The sequence below is a fragment of the Polynucleobacter campilacus genome (assembly GCF_002206625.1).
Lineage (GTDB): Bacteria > Pseudomonadota > Gammaproteobacteria > Burkholderiales > Burkholderiaceae > Polynucleobacter > Polynucleobacter campilacus.
Genome location: NZ_NGUP01000003.1, coordinates 638,917 through 655,883, shown reverse-complemented (window position 1 = coordinate 655,883; position 16,967 = coordinate 638,917). Strand labels below are relative to the sequence as shown.

The window sequence follows — 16,967 nt, the reverse complement described above, 5'->3', positions numbered from 1 at the left end:
CTTACTTCTTCTTAGTTTCTTTTAGATGCACAACTTCGTCGACGTATCGAACACCCTTGCCTTTGTATGGCTCTGGTGAACGGTAAGCACGAACTTCAGCTGCGACCTGGCCAACTTGCTGCTTGTTGAAGCCTTTAATAATGATTTCGGTTTGCGTTGGAGTCTCAGCTTTTACACCCTTTGGTAGGTTATAAATAATGTCGTGTGAGAAACCTAACTGCAACTTCAATGTTTCGCCTTGTGCAGCAGCACGGTAACCAACGCCTACCAAGCTGAGCTTGCGCTCAAAGCCAGCAGTTACGCCAACAACCATGTTGTTAACTAAAGCACGTGCTGTGCCTGACTGCGCGCCAGCCTCTGGTGAGTCGTTATTGACAACCACTGTCAATACGCCATCTGCTTGCTTTAAACCAACAGAAGGGTGCAGGTTATGTGTCAAGGTGCCCAATGGGCCTTTAACAGTAATGTTTGCACCGTTGATGCTGATCTCAGCTCCCTTAGGAACTGTAATTGGTGATTTACCTACGCGGGACATATTTCTCTCCTTAAGCTACGTAGCAAATAACTTCGCCGCCCACGCCTGTTGCACGTGCTTTACGGTCTGTCATTACGCCTTGAGGGGTTGAAATAATTGCAATGCCCAAGCCATTCATTACTTCTGGAATGTCATGGCGACCTTTATAGATACGTAGACTTGGTGTAGATACACGGTCAATACGCTCAATAACAGGACGGCCTGCATAGTATTTGAGATCAATGTGGAGCACTGGCTTAGCTGCTTCACCTTTGATTTCGAAACTTTCGATATAGCCTTCGTCTTGCAATACTTTTGCGATGGCTACTTTAACTTTTGACGACGGCATCAAGACTACGGGCTTCTGCACTGCTTGCGCATTGCGGATCCGGGTCAACATGTCGGCGATTGGATCGCTGATACTCATGAGTTCTCCTAATTCTTTCGCCGCTTACCAGCTGGCCTTGGTTAAACCGGGGATTTCGCCACGGAAGGCGATTTCGCGAATCTTGCTACGGGCCAAACCGAACTTACGGAATGTGCCACGTGGGCGACCGGTTAATGAACAACGATTTCTTTGACGAATCGGGCTTGCGTTACGTGGAAGTGCCTGTAGCTTCAAGCGAGCTTCATAGCGCTCTTCATCGCTGCGGGATTGATCAGCAATGATCGCTTTGAGTTCAGCACGCTTTACAGCGTACTTCTCTACAGTTTTTGCGCGCTTATTCTCGCGCTCAATCAGGGATAGTTTTGCCACGTTAGCCTCTTAATTGCGGAAAGGGAATTTGAATGCTGCCAACAAAGCTTTTGCTTCTTCGTCGGTTTTAGCAGTCGTCGTAATACTGATATTGAGACCACGCAGGGCATCAATCTTGTCGTATTCGATTTCAGGGAAAATGATCTGTTCTTTAACGCCGATGTTGTAGTTACCACGGCCATCAAATGCTTTACCGGAGATGCCGCGGAAGTCACGTACGCGTGGCAATGCAACAGTAACAAAACGATCCAAGAATTCGTACATGCGTTGACCACGCAATGTCACCATGGCACCGATTGGGTAGCCTTGACGAATTTTGAAACCTGCAATCGCTTTTTTAGCTTTAGTTACTACCGGCTTTTGGCCTGCAACCTTAGTTAAATCGCCAACTGCATTTTCGATAATTTTCTTGTCGTTCACTGCATCGCCCAAGCCCATATTCAGGGTTACTTTGGTAATGCGCGGAACTTCCATTGCAGACTTGTAACCAAACTTGGTAATCAAATCAGCAACAACTTTTTGTTGATAGTGTTCTTGAAAACGTGTGCTCATAATTTCTCCGTGCCCCTTATGCGCTTAAGGTTGCGCCAGTGGTTTTGAGGAAACGCTGTTTTTTACCATCAACGAGTTTGATACCAACACGTGATGGTTTGCCGTTACCGTCAACCAAAGCCACATTAGAAATGTGAACAGGCATCGTCTTGTCAATCATGCCGCCGGTTACACCAGCTGCTGGGTTTGGCTTAACGCTCTTTTTATAAATATTCACGCCTTCGATCACTAATTTGTTTTCGAGAACGTCCGTTACAGTTCCTTGCTTGCCTTTATCGCGGCCAGTCAATAAAACTACAGAATCACCTTTACGAATCTTTTTCATATCAGCCTCTTAAATCACTTCGGGGGCGAGAGAAACGATCTTCATGAACTTTTCAGTACGCAATTCGCGTGTAACTGGTCCAAAGATACGTGTGCCAATTGGCTCTAATTTAGCGTTGAGCAATACCGCAGCGTTTGCATCGAACTTAATCAATGAACCGTCTGGACGGCGAACACCCTTAGCTGTTCTCACCACTACAGCGTTATAAATATCGCCTTTTTTTACACGGCCACGTGGAGCAGCTGACTTAACGCTGACTTTGATGACATCACCGATACTGGCGTAACGACGCTTAGAGCCGCCCAATACCTTGATGCACAAAACTTCACTGGCGCCTGTGTTATCGGCGACCTGCAATCTACTTTCGGTTTGTATCATTTCTAATCCCCAACTTATTAGCCAAAGGCAAACAGTCTTGGTTCCGTCTAGGGGCTTTAACGAAAGTTAAAACCCGGAATTAATGAAAAACACTGCTTCTCCAATAAAACCAGAGAAGCCTTCTATTCTACTACGTAAAACAGGGATTTGGGGAGAATTTCCACCAAAATCCCTTAAATACCCTTTGAAGCCTCTACTAAACGGGTCACAACCCAAGATTTTGTACGTGAAATTGGCTTAGATTCAGCAATTTCAACGGTATCACCCATCTTGTATGTGCCAGCTTCGTCATGAGCATGGTACTTTTTGGACTGGCCAACGTATTTACCAATCACCGGATGCTTAACTTGACGCTCAACCAATACCGTCACAGTTTTTTGCATTTTGTCGCTAACAACACGGCCCACGAGGGTGCGGCGCAAGGGTTTAGATAATTCTGTCATATCCCTTTTTCCTTATTTCTGTGCAGTCTTTTGGGTAATAAAAGTCTTCACGCGAGCGATGTCGCGCTTAGTCTTACCCAATTGGCTGGTATTAGTGAGTTGCTGAGTGCCTTTTTGCATACGGAGCTTAAAGTTAGTCTTTAAGAGCTCTGTCAATTCTGCATTCAAGCCAGTCAGATCTTTAGCTGCTAATTCTTTATTTTTCATAATCTCTATCCCGATCAACCTAAGTGGCGAATCACGAAAGTGGTTTGCAAAGGTAATTTAGCGGCAGCAAGCTTGAAAGCTTCGCGCGCCAAAGTCTCATCCACACCATCCATCTCGTAAAGCACTTTGCCTGGTTGAATTTCAGCTACGTAGTACTCTGGGTTACCTTTACCGTTACCCATACGTACTTCAGCAGGTTTTTGTGAAATTGGCTTATCTGGGAAAATACGAATCCAGATACGGCCACCACGTTTAATATGACGGGTCATTGCGCGACGTGCTGACTCGATTTGACGAGCAGTTAAACGACCGCGGCCAACGGCCTTCAATCCAAAGTCACCAAAGGCTACAGAACTACCACGTGTTGCCACGCCAGTGTTACGGCCTTTTTGTTCCTTACGATACTTGCGACGCTTTGGTTGTAGCATGCTTACTCTCCTGACTTCTGCGTATCTGCGGCAGGTGCTTCAACCTTACGCACACGCTTGATTGCTGGCTTAGCAGCAACTAATGGCTTATCGGTTCCGGCAGCTGGTTTACGAGCAGCTGTTTTGCTTGGAGCACGACGAGTTTTCTTTTCTTCGGCAGCAGGCTCAATAGATGGAGCAGCTGCTGGAGCATCAGCACCACGACCCAATGTGTCGCCTTTATAAACCCAAACTTTTACACCAATGATGCCGTACGTTGTTTCAGCTTCTGATGTTGCGTAATCAATATCAGCCTTCAATGTATGAAGTGGAACACGGCCTTCACGATACCATTCGCGACGAGCAATCTCAGCACCATTCAAGCGACCAGACGACATGATCTTGATCCCTTGCGCACCAAGACGCATAGCACTTTGCATTGCACGCTTCATTGCGCGGCGGAACATAATGCGCTTTTCTAACTGCTGAGTAATAGAGTCAGCGATCAATTGTGCGTCAACTTCTGGCTTACGGATTTCTTCGATATTTACATGTACTGGAACGCCCATACGCTTTTGGAGTTCACGACGGAGAACTTCAATGTCCTCGCCTTTTTTACCAATAACTACACCTGGACGTGAGCTGTAAATAGTAATGCGCGCGTTCTTTGCAGGACGCTCAATGATGACTTTGCTAACGGATGCATTCTTTAGCTTTTTCTTCAGATAGATGCGGACATCTACGTCCTCTTTCAGCATCTTTGCGAAGTCAGTATTGTTTGCATACCAACGTGATGTCCAATTCTTCGTTACCGCGAGTCGGAATCCGGTGGGGTTTATCTTTTGGCCCATATCTTTCCTTAGTTACTCAAGGTCACGCTAATGTGACAAGTTTGTTTTTCAATTTGATTGCCACGACCCTTAGCGCGTGCTGTGAAACGTTTCAAGGATGTTCCTTTATCAACAATGATTGTTGATACCTTGAGCTCATCAATGTCTGCGCCTTTATTGTGTTCAGCATTTGCAATCGCTGATTCAACTACTTTTTTCACAATGAAGGCAGCTTTTTTAGGGCTGAAATTCAAAATGTTTAATGCGCGAGCAATCGGCAAACCACGAATTTGGTCAGCGACCAAACGTGTCTTTTGCGCTGAAATGCGGGCGCTCTTGTGAATAGCTTTAACTTCCATCATCATCCCCTTACTTCTTCACAACTTTCTTGTCAGCAGCGTGACCTTTGAAAGTACGGGTCAAGGCAAATTCGCCTAACTTATGACCCACCATGTTTTCTGATACATAAACCGGAACGTGTTGACGACCGTTGTGAACAGCGATTGTCAGACCGATAAAGTCTGGAAGAATCGTTGAACGGCGTGACCAAGTTTTGATCGGCTTTTTGTCTTTGTTGGCTTGTGCGACTTCAACTTTATTTACTAAGCTGGCTTCGCAAAATGGGCCTTTTTTAGCTGAACGTGTCATATCTATTTTTCCTTAATCGCTTAGCGCTTTTGACGGCGTTGAACGATCATCGATGTTGTACGCTTATTACGACGTGTACGATAACCTTTGGTTGGAGTGCCCCATGGAGATACAGGTACACGGCCTTCGCCTGTCTTACCTTCACCACCACCGTGTGGGTGATCTACTGGGTTCATTGCCACACCGCGAACAGTTGGGCGAATACCACGCCAGCGATTTGCACCAGCTTTACCAATAACACGTAAGCTGTGCTCTTCGTTGCCAACTTCACCAATAGTGGCGCGGCACTCAATTAAAACGCGGCGAACTTCACCAGAGCGCAAACGCACTTGAGCGTATACACCCTCGCGAGCCAGTAGTACTGCAGAACCGCCGGCAGAACGTGCTACTTGAGCACCTTTACCTGGCAATATTTCTACGCAGTGAATAGTGCTACCCACTGGAATATTGCGTATCGGCAAGTTATTACCAGATTTGATTGGGGCTTCAGAACCATTCATGATTGCTTGGCCAACAGTCATACCTTTAGCAGCCGGAATATAACGACGCTCGCCATCGGCAAACACGATCAATGCAATATTGGCACTGCGGTTTGGATCGTATTCTAAGCGCTCAACTTTTGCTGGAATACCATCTTTGTCGTTGCGCTTGAAATCCACAACACGATAGTGATGCTTATGACCACCACCTTTATGACGGGTAGTGATATGACCATTATTGTTACGACCTGCTTTTTGGAATTGTGGCTCTACCAACGCTGCAAAAGGCTTACCTTTATGCAGGTCAGGATTGACCACCTTGACCATTGAGCGGCGACCTGGTGAGGTCGGTTTTGTCTTCATCAAAGGCATGATTAATTCGCCTCCGCTTCAAAGTTAATTTCTTGACCTGGCTTCAAATTCACATAGGCCTTCTTAGTGTGGTCACGACGACCTTCAAAACGGCCATAGCGCTTAGGCTTACCCTTTTGATTCACGATTTGAACTGAGTCAACTTGCACTTTGAAGAGCAATTCAACTGCTTGTTTTACATCGCTCTTGTTTGCATCGCGAGCTACTTGGAAAACTACTTGTTCGTTTTTCTCTGCAACCATAGTCGCTTTTTCAGAGATAACAGGACCAAGCAGAACCTTCATTAGGTTGTGATCGTTTTTACGGACTTGGCTCATTTCAGCAACTCCTCAATTTTTGCGATCGCAGCTTTGCTTACCAATACTTTTTTGTATTGAACCAAAGCTAATGGATCAGCATGCTGCGGCTCACAGATGGCAACCTTATGCAAGTTGCGTGATGCCAAGTACAAATTCTCGCTAACCTGATCAACGATGATCAAGACTGAATCTAAGCCCATTGCTTTAACTTTGTCAGCTAATGCTTTGGTCTTAGGAGCATCAAGATTAAATTGATCAACAACATTCAAACGACCTTCGCGTGCTAACTGAGACAAAATAGATCTCATACCAGCGCGGTACATTTTCTTGTTTACTTTTTGGCTGAAATTCTCTTCTGGAGAATTTGGGAATATACGGCCGCCTCCACGCCACAGCGGGGAAGAGCTCATACCAGCACGTGCACGACCAGTACCTTTTTGACGCCAAGGTTTCTTAGTTGTGTGCTTAACTTGCTCACGGTCTTTTTGTGCACGGTTACCGCTACGTGCATTTGCTTGGTAAGCCACTACAACTTGGTGTACCAATGCTTCGTTATATTCACGCTCGAATACTTCTGGTGAAGCTTGTACGCCCGCACCTAAAGTACCGTTGTCTTGGAGAAGCTTAAGTTCCATATTCGCTCTCCTTATTTCTTCTTCAACGGTGTTTTCACCGCTGGAGTAACAATGACCTTACCGCCTGGGGCACCTGGAATGGCGCCTTTAACCATGATGAGATTACGTTCTGCATCAATGCGTGCGATGACTAAATTTTGAACTGTTTTGGTAACGTCACCAAGGTGGCCAGTCATGCGCTTACCTGGAAAAACACGACCTGGATCTTGTGCCATACCGATAGAACCTGGTACGTTGTGTGAACGAGAGTTACCGTGAGAAGCACGACCAGAAGCAAAGTGATAACGCTTGATAGTGCCTGCGTAACCTTTACCGATAGATACGCCTTGCACATCTACTTTTTGGCCTGTTGTAAAAGCAGCTTCAGCAGTAATGACTTGTCCTGGTGTCATTTCAGCGATTTTTGCTGCGTCTAATTGGAACTCGTTAAGCCCGTTACCAGCCATCACACCTGCTTTAGCAAAGTGACCAGCCATTGATTTGGTAACGCGAGTAGCTCTACGTGTGCCATGTGCCAACTGGATAGCGTCATAGCCATCAGTTGCCTGGGTCTTGATTTGAGCGATTCTGTTATCGCTCACGTCGATTACGGTCACAGGAATTGAATCCCCTTCGTCCGTAAATAGACGGGTCATGCCGACCTTGCGGCCGATTAAGCCTAAGCTCATATTCATGCTCCACGCCGACTTCGATTGGTCGGCAAAATTAATTTAAGTGATTTACAAGTAAAAGTACTTCTAAATCAATAACTTACAACGTTTTTAATGCTGATAAAACCTGAAAATTCGCCCAAATAATCCAGCGAAGCCTTAGATTCTATCCCGAAAGTCCAGCCTTGGCAATAGCTAAGACCGGAAAAAATACATTACTGCAGCTTAATTTCGACGTCCACGCCTGCTGGAAGGTCTAATTTCATCAAAGCATCAACCGTTTTCTCTGTAGGATCAACGATATCCATCAAACGAAGATGGGTGCGAATCTCTAATTGGTCGCGGGATGTCTTATTCACGTGTGGTGAACGCAAGATATCAAAACGCTCAATACGGGTTGGCAAAGGTACTGGACCCTTAACAACTGCACCAGTACGCTTAGCTGTATCAACGATTTCAGCAGCAGACTGGTCGATTAAACGGTAATCAAATGCTTTAAGGCGAATACGAATTTTTTGGTTTTGCATATTAATTCCAAAGAGCGGTGTGGTGCTGCCACGTTATACATCTAAAGAGCACGGTGACATCAGCAGCACTGACGTCACCGGTTAGCAAACCGCTAAATATTATTTACTGCTACTTCCTTAAGCCAAAATCTTTGCAACCACACCGGCGCCAACAGTACGGCCACCTTCGCGGATCGCAAAACGTAAACCTTCTTCCATCGCGATTGGTGCGATGAGTTTTACAGTAATCGTGACGTTATCACCAGGCATCACCATTTCTTTGTCTTTTGGCAACTCGATTGAACCGGTTACGTCCGTAGTACGGAAGTAAAACTGGGGACGATAGTTGTTAAAGAATGGAGTATGACGACCACCTTCGTCTTTACCCAAGATGTAAACCTCGGCTGTAAAGTGAGTGTGTGGGGTGATTGAACCTGGTTTGGCCAATACTTGGCCGCGCTCAACTTCTTCACGTTTTGTACCGCGTAACAAGATACCGACGTTATCGCCAGCTTGACCTTGGTCGAGCAATTTGCGGAACATTTCAACACCAGTACAAGTGGTTTTCAATGTTGGCTTGATACCGATGATTTCAATCTCTTCGCCAACCTTCACAATACCGCGCTCAATACGGCCGGTAACAACAGTACCGCGACCAGAGATTGAGAACACGTCTTCTACTGGCATCAAGAAGGCGCCATCAATCGCGCGCTCTGGAGTTGGGATATAACTATCCAGTGCTTCAGCCAATTTCATGATGGCTTCTTTACCCAATGGGCCTTCATCGCCTTCAAGAGCTAACTTAGCAGAACCTTGAATGATTGGAGTGTCATCGCCTGGGAAGTCATATTTAGATAGAAGTTCACGAACTTCCATTTCAACTAACTCGAGCAATTCAGCATCATCAACCATATCGCATTTGTTTAAGAACACGATGATGTAAGGAACACCTACTTGGCGTGCCAAGAGGATGTGCTCACGCGTTTGTGGCATTGGGCCATCAGCTGCAGAGCAAACCAAGATTGCGCCGTCCATCTGCGCAGCACCAGTAATCATGTTCTTCACATAGTCAGCATGTCCTGGGCAATCAACGTGAGCATAGTGACGATTCGCTGTCTCATACTCTACGTGCGCTGTATTAATCGTAATACCGCGGGCTTTTTCTTCAGGAGCAGCATCGATCTGATCGTATGCTTTTGCTTCGCCACCAAATTGCTTAGAGAGCACGGTTGCAATCGCTGCAGTTAAGGTGGTTTTACCGTGGTCAACGTGACCGATGGTGCCTACGTTTACGTGCGGTTTTGTCCGCTCAAATTTTTCTTTTGCCATTTTTGTCTGCCTTCTTTAGCTAGTCAATATTCAAAATAATGTGGATAAATTACTTCGCTTTAGCAGCCATGACTGCTTCAGCAACGTTCTTAGGTGCTTCGGTGTAATGCTTAAATTCCATAGTGTAGGTAGCGCGACCTTGGGTCAACGAGCGCAAGCCAGTTGAATAACCAAACATCTCTGCCAACGGCACTTCAGCGCGGACGATCTTACCGCCGCCTGGAATGTCATCCATACCTTGTAATATTCCGCGACGAGATGAGAGGTCTCCCATTACGTTACCCATGAAATCTTCTGGAGTTTCTACTTCAACAGCCATCATTGGCTCTAGCAATACTGGAGCTGCTTTTCGCATACCATCTTTGAATGCCATTGAGCCCGCCATCTTAAAGGCGTTTTCATTGGAGTCAACGTCATGGTATGAACCGAAGAACAATGTTGCCTTGATATCAACCACAGGATAGCCAGCCAAAATACCGGAGTTCAATGTTTCACGAATTCCTTTTTCTACTGCAGGGATGTATTCGCGAGGAACTACACCGCCTTTAATAGCATCAATGAATTCAAAACCTTTGCCCGGCGCTTGCGGCTCAAGCTTCAATACGACGTGGCCATATTGGCCGCGACCACCGGATTGCTTAACAAACTTACCTTCGATCTCTTCGCAAACCTTGCGAATTGTTTCGCGATAGGCAACCTGTGGCTTACCAACGGTTGCCTCTACACCAAACTCGCGACGCATACGATCAACCAAAATTTCCAAATGCAACTCACCCATTCCGGAAATAATCGTTTGGCCTGATTCTTCATCAGTCTTAACACGGAAAGAAGGATCTTCTTGTGCCAAGCGATTCAAAGCCAGACCCATTTTTTCTTGGTCAGGCTTAGTTTTAGGCTCAACAGCCTGTGAGATCACCGGCTCTGGGAATACCATGCGCTCCAAAATCACGATGCTGTCTGGATCACACAATGTTTCGCCAGTAGTTGCGTCTTTCAGGCCAACTGCTGCAGCGATATCGCCCGCATAAACTTCTTTAATTTCTTCGCGTTGGTTTGCATGCATTTGCAACAAACGTCCAACACGCTCTTTCTTGCCCTTAATTGGGTTGTAGATTGTGTCGCCAGACTTCATTACGCCTGAGTAAACGCGGAAGAAGATGAGCTGGCCAACGAATGGGTCAGTCATGATCTTAAATGCCAATGCAGAGAATTTTTCCTTATCGGAAGCTTCACGCGTTGTAGGTGTTCCATCTTCCAATTCGCAAGGAACTGGTGGAACATCCAATGGGGATGGTAATAACTCAACTACCGCATCCAACATTGCCTGAACACCTTTGTTTTTGAAAGCAGTTCCACACATCATGGGAATGATTTCATTGGCAATAGTGCGTTGACGCAATGCGCCTTTAATTTCATCTTCAGTTAGCTCTTCGCCACCGAGATACTTTTCCATCAACTCTTCTGAACTTTCAGCGGCTGCTTCAACCATCTTTTCACGCCACTCATCAGCTGACGCCTTTAATTCAGCAGGAATTTCTTCATAGCTAAACTTAGTGCCTTGTGAAGCCTCATCCCAATAGATGGCCTTCATCTTGACTAAGTCTACAACGCCTTTGAAGTTTTCTTCTGCGCCGATTGGAATTTGAATCAAGATTGGATTTGCTTTGAGACGCAACTTCATTTGGTCATAGACCTTGAAGAAGTTGGCGCCAGTACGGTCCATCTTGTTTACAAATGCTAAACGTGGAACGCGATACTTGTTAGCTTGACGCCAAACTGTTTCTGATTGTGGCTGTACTCCGCCTACCGCACAGTAAACCATGCAAGCACCATCCAAAACGCGCATTGAGCGCTCAACTTCAATCGTGAAATCTACGTGCCCTGGGGTATCAATAATATTGATACGGTGCTCAGGCATTGTTCCTGCCATACCCTTCCAGAAAGTGGTGGTAGCAGCAGAGGTAATCGTGATGCCACGCTCTTGCTCTTGCTCCATCCAGTCCATGGTAGCTGCGCCATCATGCACTTCACCGATTTTGTGGTTCACGCCGGTGTAGAACAAAACGCGTTCTGTAGTTGTTGTCTTACCTGCGTCAATGTGCGCAGAAATACCAATATTGCGGTATTTGTCGATGGGGGTTTTACGTGCCACTGTTGGTGCCTTTTCTTAACTATTGGATTAGAAGCGGAAATGTGAGAAAGCTTTGTTAGCTTCTGCCATACGGTGAACTTCTTCACGCTTCTTCATTGCGCCGCCACGACCTTCAGCAGCCTCTAATAATTCATTGGCCAAACGTTGAGCCATCGATTTCTCGCCACGCTTTTTAGCAGCTTCGCGCACCCAGCGCATAGCTAAAGCAGAACGACGTGATGGACGAACTTCAACAGGAACCTGATAGTTAGCACCGCCAACACGACGGCTCTTCACTTCAACCATTGGCTTAACGTTGCCCATGGCTGTAGAAAAAATTTCAAGCGGCTCTTTTTTAGCTTTTTTCTCGATGTGATCAAAGGCACCGTAAACAATGCGCTCTGCAACCGATTTCTTGCCGTCCAACATGAGGACGTTCATAAATTTAGCTACTTCTACATTACCGAATTTTGGATCCGGCAAAATTTCCCGTTTGGGAACTTCACGACGACGTGGCATAACTATTCCTTCAGTTCAGTTAGGGATGACCCATTTGGATCACCCGCTCCGGTTGCACTACTATCTAGAAAAAATTTCTAGACGGAACAACCACTTACTTGTCTTTTAAGTCTGACAAAAAATGACTTATTACAAAAACTCAAACTGCTTAATTCTTAAAAAATTAAGCAGTTTTCTTAGCGCGCTTAGCACCGTACTTGGAACGAGATTGCTTGCGGTCTTTAACCCCTTGCAAGTCTAGTGAACCACGAACGATGTGGTAACGAACACCTGGCAAATCCTTTACACGACCACCGCGGATCAACACTACTGAGTGTTCCTGGAGGTTATGGCCTTCACCACCAATGTATGAAATGACTTCAAAACCATTGGTTAAGCGAACTTTGGCTACTTTACGCAGCGCAGAGTTAGGTTTTTTAGGAGTGGTTGTGTACACACGTGTACAAACACCACGGCGCTGCGGACTGTTTTCAAGTGCAGGGCTTTTGCTTTTAACGATCAGCCTTGATCTTGGCTTACGTATTAATTGATTAATTGTTGGCATAAAATAGCTCGGTTAGTACTTCTTTGTTGCTTTCTTCAAGAAAATCAATGACTTAGACAATTTCTAGGTCAAAAAAGACCTTCTTCTGAATCAGTAGAACTCAGCATTCTAGCTTGGCCAGCCTTTTCCGTCAACCAAATGAGGAAAAAACTGGCCATTTCAGGCCAGAATGACTAAATTAGCTCGGATCGGCCTCCCCAGCAGGAGCAACGACTTCAGCCTCGATTTCTACAGGCATATTGGCCATTGCTTCCTCTTCGGCGGCAATCATTTGAGCGCGATCACGCTCGAATTGCTCTCTGACCTTGCGTGCACGGCGGTAAGACAAGCCGGTACCAGCAGGAATCAGGCGACCAATAATGACGTTTTCCTTGAGTCCACGGAGTGTATCGGTCTTGCCCATAATCGCGGCTTCGGTCAATACACGGGTAGTTTCTTGGAAAGAAGCTGCTGAAATGAAGCTATCTGTCGACAAGGACGCCTTGGTAATACCCAGTAATACGTTCTCAAACTGCGCTGGGCGCTTACCTTCAGCAATCACTAAATCGTTCGCATCGTAGAGTTTTGAACGCTCAACTTGCTCACCAGTGATGTAAGCGGTATCGCCACCATCAGTAATTTGCACGCGACGTAACATTTGACGCACGATCACTTCAATGTGCTTGTCATTAATCTTCACGCCTTGCAAACGGTAAACGTCTTGAACTTCGTCAACGATGTAGATAGCCAACTCTTCAATACCTCTGAGTGTCAAGATATCGTGTGGATCGGCAGGGCCTTCCACAATCATCTCGCCCTTGTTCACAACTTGACCGTCATGAACGAGAACTTGCTTCTCTTTAGGAATCAAGAATTCATTAGCTTCGCCGTCCATATCGGTAATCACCAAACGTTGTTTACCTTTGGTTTCTTTACCGAAGGAGACTGTTCCAGTGACTTTCGCCAATACAGCTGCATCTTTTGGTGAACGTGCTTCGAACAATTCTGCAACGCGTGGCAAGCCGCCAGTAATGTCGCGAGTCTTCTGTGATTCGATTGGAATACGCGCCAATACTTCACCAACTTCAACCTTCTGACCATCCTTGACAGTAATCAAAGCGCCAACTTGCAGGCCGATGTTTACTGGATGATCGGTGCCGGCAATCATGACTTCGTTACCCTTAGCATCAACCAGGTTGATCATTGGGCGAACGCCTTTGCTTGCTGCTGAACGACGCTTACCGTCAATAACCACCAGAGTGGAAAGGCCGGTAACTTCGTCAACCTGCTTGGCAACAGTTACACCCTCTTCTACGTTATCGAAGCGAGCGGTACCAGCGTACTCAGAAATAATCGGGCGTGTTAATGGATCCCAAGTCGCCAAGCTTGCGCCGGCCTTAACTGCTGCATCTTCTTTTAACAAGAGCGTTGCACCATAAGGCACTTTATGACGCTCGCGCTCGCGACCATTGTCATCAACGATCAAGGCTTCGCCAGAACGTGAAATCACTATCTGCTCGCCCTTCGCGTTCTTCACAACACGCATCGTGCCGGAGAACTTCAATGTACCGTTAGACTTGGCTTCAATATTGCTTGCAACTAATGCCCGTGATGCTGCACCACCGATGTGGAAAGTACGCATCGTCAACTGGGTGCCTGGCTCACCGATGGACTGAGCAGCAATAACACCTACTGCCTCACCAACGTTGACCAAACCACCGCGACCCAAATCACGTCCGTAGCACTTCGCGCATAAGCCGAAACGAGTTAAGCAAGACAGCACTGTGCGAACTTTAACTTCGTCGATACCCAATGCCACGATTTGATCAACATGATCTTCATCGAGTAATGTGTCGTTAGGAACAATGACTTCTTGCGTATCAGGGTGAACGATGTCACCGATACATACACGACCCAAAATACGATCACGTAATGCCTCGATAATTTCGCCGCCCTCAACAAGGGCCTTCATAGTAACGCCAGAAGTTGCACCGCAATCATCTTCAATCACTACGAGGTCTTGAGTAACGTCGCATAGACGTCGTGTCAAGTAACCAGAGTTCGCTGTCTTTAACGCTGTGTCAGCCAAACCTTTACGAGCACCGTGGGTAGAGATGAAGTATTGCAATACGTTCAAGCCTTCACGGAAGTTTGCAGTAATTGGAGTCTCAATGATGGAGCCATCAGGCTTCGCCATCAAACCACGCATACCAGCCAACTGACGAATCTGCGCTGCAGATCCACGCGCGCCGGAATCCGCCATCATATAGATAGAGTTAAAGGATTCTTGACGCACAGTCTTACCGTTACGGTCGAGTACGTCAACGTGTGACAACTCATCCATCATCGCCTTACCAACTTGGTCGCCAGCAGCACCCCAAATATCAACGACGTTGTTATAGCGTTCTTGATTGGTTACGAGTCCTGACATGAACTGCTTGTCATATTCCTTAACCTTATTAGAAGCTTCGGAGATGATGCGCTCTTTTGAGCTAGGAATCAGCATATCGTCGATTGCAACTGAGATACCGGCATTAGTCGCTAAGCGGAAACCAGACTGCAAGAGGCGGTCAGCAAAGATCACTGTTTCACGCAATCCGCACTTACGGAATGAGGTGTTGATCAAGCGTGAGATTTCTTTTTTCTTCAAAGGCTTGTTAATTTCCTCGAAAGACATGCCTTTAGGCAAAATCTCAGACAGGATTGCGCGGCCAACTGAAGTTTGGTAAATCTTGGTTTTTTCAGCAAAACGGGCATCGCCCTCTGCTTTCTTATCAACAATCTCAAACTCAGTAATACGCACAGCAACGCGTGAGGCTAATTCAACCTGACCGGCTTCGTATGCGCGCACTACTTCAGTAATGTTGGCGAAAACCATGCCTTCGCCTTTACCGTTGATCTTGTCACGAGTAGCGTAGTACAGACCCAACACCACGTCCTGTGAAGGAACGATAGATGGCTCGCCGTTAGCTGGGAACAATACGTTGTTCGAAGCCAACATCAATGTACGTGCTTCCATTTGTGCTTCGAGCGACAAAGGAACGTGAACCGCCATTTGGTCACCGTCAAAGTCAGCGTTAAATGCCGCGCAGACTAATGGGTGCAATTGGATTGCCTTGCCTTCAATCAGCATTGGCTCAAAAGCCTGAATACCGAGACGGTGCAATGTAGGCGCACGGTTGAGCATGATTGGATGTTCACGAATCACTTCTTCGAGAATGTCCCAAACGATTGGAGTCTGGCTCTCAACTTCTTTCTTCGCAGCCTTAATAGTGGTTGCAATTCCTAAAGTCTCAAGCTTGTTGAAAATAAATGGTTTGAACAATTCCAAAGCCATCAATTTTGGTAAGCCGCACTGATGCAATTTCAATGTAGGGCCAACCACGATGACTGAACGACCTGAGTAGTCAACGCGTTTACCCAACAAGTTTTGACGGAAACGACCGCTCTTACCTTTAATCATCTCAGCCAAGGACTTGAGAGGACGCTTATTGGCGCCAGTCATAGCCTTACCGCGACGACCGTTGTCGAGCAATGAGTCAACCGCTTCTTGCAACATGCGTTTTTCGTTACGAACGATGATCTCTGGTGCACGCAACTCTAACAAACGCTTTAAACGATTGTTACGGTTGATCACACGACGATAGAGGTCGTTCAAATCAGAGGTAGCAAAGCGACCGCCATCCAATGGCACCAATGGGCGCAATTCAGGTGGCAATACTGGCAATACTTCCATGATCATCCAGTCAGGCTTAATCCCTGAAGTCTGGAACGCTTCGAGAACTTTTAAGCGCTTAGCGTATTTCTTGATCTTGGCATCACTGCCGGTCGCTTTTAGATCGGCACGAATCGATTCTACTTCACGATCGATATCAATACCGCGCAAGAGATCACGAATACCTTCAGCGCCCATGATGGCAGTAAATGCACCGTCACCATACTCTTCAGTCTTAGCAATGTACTCATCTTCAGACATAATCTGTCCGCGCTTCATTGCGCCTTCAGGAGTCATGCCGGGATCAACGACTACATATGCTTCAAAGTAGAGAACGCGCTCAATATCACGCAATGTCATATCGAGAACCATACCCAAGCGGGATGGCAAGGACTTCAAGAACCAAATGTGCGCTACAGGGGCTGCCAACTCAATGTGGCCCATGCGCTCACGACGTACCTTAGCGAGGGTTACTTCAACACCGCACTTCTCGCAGATAACGCCACGGAACTTTAAGCGCTTGTACTTACCGCATAAGCACTCGTAGTCTTTGGTTGGTCCAAAAATCTTGGCGCAGAACAAACCATCACGCTCGGGCTTAAAAGTCCGATAGTTGATGGTTTCTGGTTTGCGTACTTCACCAAACGACCATGAGCGAATTTTCTCAGGAGATGCAAGGCCAATCTTGATGACATCAAACTGCTCATCACCCTGCGTTTGCTTAAATAAATCGAGCAATGCTTTCATA

The 16,967-nt window shown here is 46.4% G+C and carries 22 protein-coding genes; all 22 read right to left on the bottom strand.

The annotated features are described in order from the left end of the window. Position 1 precedes the first annotated feature (1 nt). The gene (gene rplF / locus CBI31_RS06815) at positions 2–535 is read right to left on the bottom strand and encodes a 50S ribosomal protein L6 (protein ID WP_088525616.1); all 534 of its coding nucleotides are present in this window, start codon (positions 533–535) and stop codon (positions 2–4) included. Positions 536–545: 10 nt separating this feature from the next. Then, positions 546–941: a 30S ribosomal protein S8 gene (gene rpsH, locus CBI31_RS06810; protein ID WP_011901914.1), complete on the bottom strand. Its 396-nt coding sequence runs from the start codon at positions 939–941 to the stop codon at positions 546–548. 24 nt (positions 942–965) lie between these two features. After that, on the bottom strand, positions 966–1,271 hold the full coding sequence (gene rpsN / locus CBI31_RS06805) for a 30S ribosomal protein S14 (protein WP_011901913.1): 306 nt from the start codon (positions 1,269–1,271) through the stop codon (positions 966–968). A gap of 9 nt (positions 1,272–1,280) precedes the next feature. After that, entirely contained in the window at positions 1,281–1,823 is a 543-nt protein-coding gene (gene rplE, locus CBI31_RS06800; RefSeq protein ID WP_088525615.1) for a 50S ribosomal protein L5, read from the bottom strand. 16 nt (positions 1,824–1,839) lie between these two features. Beyond that, complete coding sequence (rplX, locus tag CBI31_RS06795; protein ID WP_088525614.1) at positions 1,840–2,148, bottom strand: 50S ribosomal protein L24; 309 nt, start codon at positions 2,146–2,148, stop codon at positions 1,840–1,842. A gap of 9 nt (positions 2,149–2,157) precedes the next feature. Then, positions 2,158–2,526, bottom strand: a complete 369-nt coding sequence (gene rplN, locus CBI31_RS06790) for a 50S ribosomal protein L14 (RefSeq protein WP_011901910.1) — start codon at positions 2,524–2,526, stop codon at positions 2,158–2,160. A gap of 173 nt (positions 2,527–2,699) precedes the next feature. Next, positions 2,700–2,969: a 30S ribosomal protein S17 gene (rpsQ, locus tag CBI31_RS06785; protein WP_011901909.1), complete on the bottom strand. Its 270-nt coding sequence runs from the start codon at positions 2,967–2,969 to the stop codon at positions 2,700–2,702. Positions 2,970–2,981: 12 nt separating this feature from the next. Then, positions 2,982–3,176: a 50S ribosomal protein L29 gene (gene rpmC, locus CBI31_RS06780; protein WP_088525613.1), complete on the bottom strand. Its 195-nt coding sequence runs from the start codon at positions 3,174–3,176 to the stop codon at positions 2,982–2,984. Positions 3,177–3,190: 14 nt separating this feature from the next. Next, positions 3,191–3,604: a 50S ribosomal protein L16 gene (gene rplP / locus CBI31_RS06775; RefSeq protein WP_071464443.1), complete on the bottom strand. Its 414-nt coding sequence runs from the start codon at positions 3,602–3,604 to the stop codon at positions 3,191–3,193. 2 nt (positions 3,605–3,606) lie between these two features. Further along, entirely contained in the window at positions 3,607–4,434 is an 828-nt protein-coding gene (rpsC, locus tag CBI31_RS06770) for a 30S ribosomal protein S3 (RefSeq protein WP_088525612.1), read from the bottom strand. A gap of 8 nt (positions 4,435–4,442) precedes the next feature. Continuing rightward, the gene (gene rplV, locus CBI31_RS06765) at positions 4,443–4,775 is read right to left on the bottom strand and encodes a 50S ribosomal protein L22 (protein ID WP_206075473.1); all 333 of its coding nucleotides are present in this window, start codon (positions 4,773–4,775) and stop codon (positions 4,443–4,445) included. A gap of 7 nt (positions 4,776–4,782) precedes the next feature. Next, positions 4,783–5,061: a 30S ribosomal protein S19 gene (rpsS, locus tag CBI31_RS06760; protein ID WP_088525610.1), complete on the bottom strand. Its 279-nt coding sequence runs from the start codon at positions 5,059–5,061 to the stop codon at positions 4,783–4,785. A 20-nt stretch (positions 5,062–5,081) separates the two neighbouring features. After that, positions 5,082–5,912, bottom strand: a complete 831-nt coding sequence (rplB, locus tag CBI31_RS06755) for a 50S ribosomal protein L2 (RefSeq protein ID WP_088525609.1) — start codon at positions 5,910–5,912, stop codon at positions 5,082–5,084. A gap of 2 nt (positions 5,913–5,914) precedes the next feature. Further along, a complete protein-coding gene (gene rplW, locus CBI31_RS06750; RefSeq protein ID WP_068947693.1) occupies positions 5,915–6,229 on the bottom strand; it encodes a 50S ribosomal protein L23 in 315 nt (104 codons plus the stop codon). Continuing rightward, a complete protein-coding gene (rplD, locus tag CBI31_RS06745; RefSeq protein WP_088525608.1) occupies positions 6,226–6,846 on the bottom strand; it encodes a 50S ribosomal protein L4 in 621 nt (206 codons plus the stop codon). The genes rplW and rplD overlap by 4 nt, the downstream gene beginning before the upstream one ends. 11 nt (positions 6,847–6,857) lie before the next feature. Next, complete coding sequence (rplC, locus tag CBI31_RS06740; RefSeq protein WP_088525886.1) at positions 6,858–7,514, bottom strand: 50S ribosomal protein L3; 657 nt, start codon at positions 7,512–7,514, stop codon at positions 6,858–6,860. 197 nt (positions 7,515–7,711) lie between these two features. Then, positions 7,712–8,023, bottom strand: a complete 312-nt coding sequence (rpsJ, locus tag CBI31_RS06735) for a 30S ribosomal protein S10 (protein ID WP_011901899.1) — start codon at positions 8,021–8,023, stop codon at positions 7,712–7,714. Between the two features lie 117 nt (positions 8,024–8,140). Further along, positions 8,141–9,331: an elongation factor Tu gene (gene tuf, locus CBI31_RS06730; RefSeq protein ID WP_088525598.1), complete on the bottom strand. Its 1,191-nt coding sequence runs from the start codon at positions 9,329–9,331 to the stop codon at positions 8,141–8,143. A gap of 49 nt (positions 9,332–9,380) precedes the next feature. After that, a complete protein-coding gene (fusA, locus tag CBI31_RS06725; RefSeq protein ID WP_088525607.1) occupies positions 9,381–11,483 on the bottom strand; it encodes an elongation factor G in 2,103 nt (700 codons plus the stop codon). A 27-nt stretch (positions 11,484–11,510) separates the two neighbouring features. Further along, on the bottom strand, positions 11,511–11,981 hold the full coding sequence (gene rpsG / locus CBI31_RS06720; protein WP_088525606.1) for a 30S ribosomal protein S7: 471 nt from the start codon (positions 11,979–11,981) through the stop codon (positions 11,511–11,513). 163 nt (positions 11,982–12,144) lie between these two features. After that, positions 12,145–12,525, bottom strand: coding sequence for a 30S ribosomal protein S12 (rpsL, locus tag CBI31_RS06715; protein WP_088525605.1), 381 nt, complete (start codon positions 12,523–12,525; stop codon positions 12,145–12,147). A gap of 178 nt (positions 12,526–12,703) precedes the next feature. Continuing rightward, positions 12,704–16,966 carry a DNA-directed RNA polymerase subunit beta' gene (gene rpoC, locus CBI31_RS06710; protein WP_088525604.1) on the bottom strand — a complete coding sequence of 1,421 codons (4,263 nt, stop codon included), beginning with the start codon at positions 16,964–16,966 and terminating at the stop codon, positions 12,704–12,706. Between the last annotated feature and the right edge of the window lies 1 nt (position 16,967).

Bases quoted from the DNA above. Each gene is read 5' to 3' on its own strand.
- rplN (WP_011901910.1), bottom strand. From the start codon at position 2,526: ATGATACAAACCGAAAGTAGATTGCAGGTCGCCGATAACACAGGCGCC.
- rplC (WP_088525886.1), bottom strand. From the start codon at position 7,514: ATGAGCTTAGGCTTAATCGGCCGCAAGGTCGGCATGACCCGTCTATTT.
- rpsQ (WP_011901909.1), bottom strand. From the start codon at position 2,969: ATGACAGAATTATCTAAACCCTTGCGCCGCACCCTCGTGGGCCGTGTT.
- rpsC (WP_088525612.1), bottom strand. From the start codon at position 4,434: ATGGGCCAAAAGATAAACCCCACCGGATTCCGACTCGCGGTAACGAAG.
- rpoC (WP_088525604.1), bottom strand. From the start codon at position 16,966: ATGAAAGCATTGCTCGATTTATTTAAGCAAACGCAGGGTGATGAGCAG.
- rplW (WP_068947693.1), bottom strand. From the start codon at position 6,229: ATGAGCCAAGTCCGTAAAAACGATCACAACCTAATGAAGGTTCTGCTT.
- rplB (WP_088525609.1), bottom strand. From the start codon at position 5,912: ATGCCTTTGATGAAGACAAAACCGACCTCACCAGGTCGCCGCTCAATG.
- rpsG (WP_088525606.1), bottom strand. From the start codon at position 11,981: ATGCCACGTCGTCGTGAAGTTCCCAAACGGGAAATTTTGCCGGATCCA.
- rplF (WP_088525616.1), bottom strand. From the start codon at position 535: ATGTCCCGCGTAGGTAAATCACCAATTACAGTTCCTAAGGGAGCTGAG.
- rpsH (WP_011901914.1), bottom strand. From the start codon at position 941: ATGAGTATCAGCGATCCAATCGCCGACATGTTGACCCGGATCCGCAAT.
- tuf (WP_088525598.1), bottom strand. From the start codon at position 9,331: ATGGCAAAAGAAAAATTTGAGCGGACAAAACCGCACGTAAACGTAGGC.
- rpmC (WP_088525613.1), bottom strand. From the start codon at position 3,176: ATGAAAAATAAAGAATTAGCAGCTAAAGATCTGACTGGCTTGAATGCA.
- rplE (WP_088525615.1), bottom strand. From the start codon at position 1,823: ATGAGCACACGTTTTCAAGAACACTATCAACAAAAAGTTGTTGCTGAT.
- rplV (WP_206075473.1), bottom strand. From the start codon at position 4,775: ATGATGGAAGTTAAAGCTATTCACAAGAGCGCCCGCATTTCAGCGCAA.
- rpsL (WP_088525605.1), bottom strand. From the start codon at position 12,525: ATGCCAACAATTAATCAATTAATACGTAAGCCAAGATCAAGGCTGATC.
- rpsJ (WP_011901899.1), bottom strand. From the start codon at position 8,023: ATGCAAAACCAAAAAATTCGTATTCGCCTTAAAGCATTTGATTACCGT.
- rplP (WP_071464443.1), bottom strand. From the start codon at position 3,604: ATGCTACAACCAAAGCGTCGCAAGTATCGTAAGGAACAAAAAGGCCGT.
- rpsS (WP_088525610.1), bottom strand. From the start codon at position 5,061: ATGACACGTTCAGCTAAAAAAGGCCCATTTTGCGAAGCCAGCTTAGTA.
- rplX (WP_088525614.1), bottom strand. From the start codon at position 2,148: ATGAAAAAGATTCGTAAAGGTGATTCTGTAGTTTTATTGACTGGCCGC.
- rplD (WP_088525608.1), bottom strand. From the start codon at position 6,846: ATGGAACTTAAGCTTCTCCAAGACAACGGTACTTTAGGTGCGGGCGTA.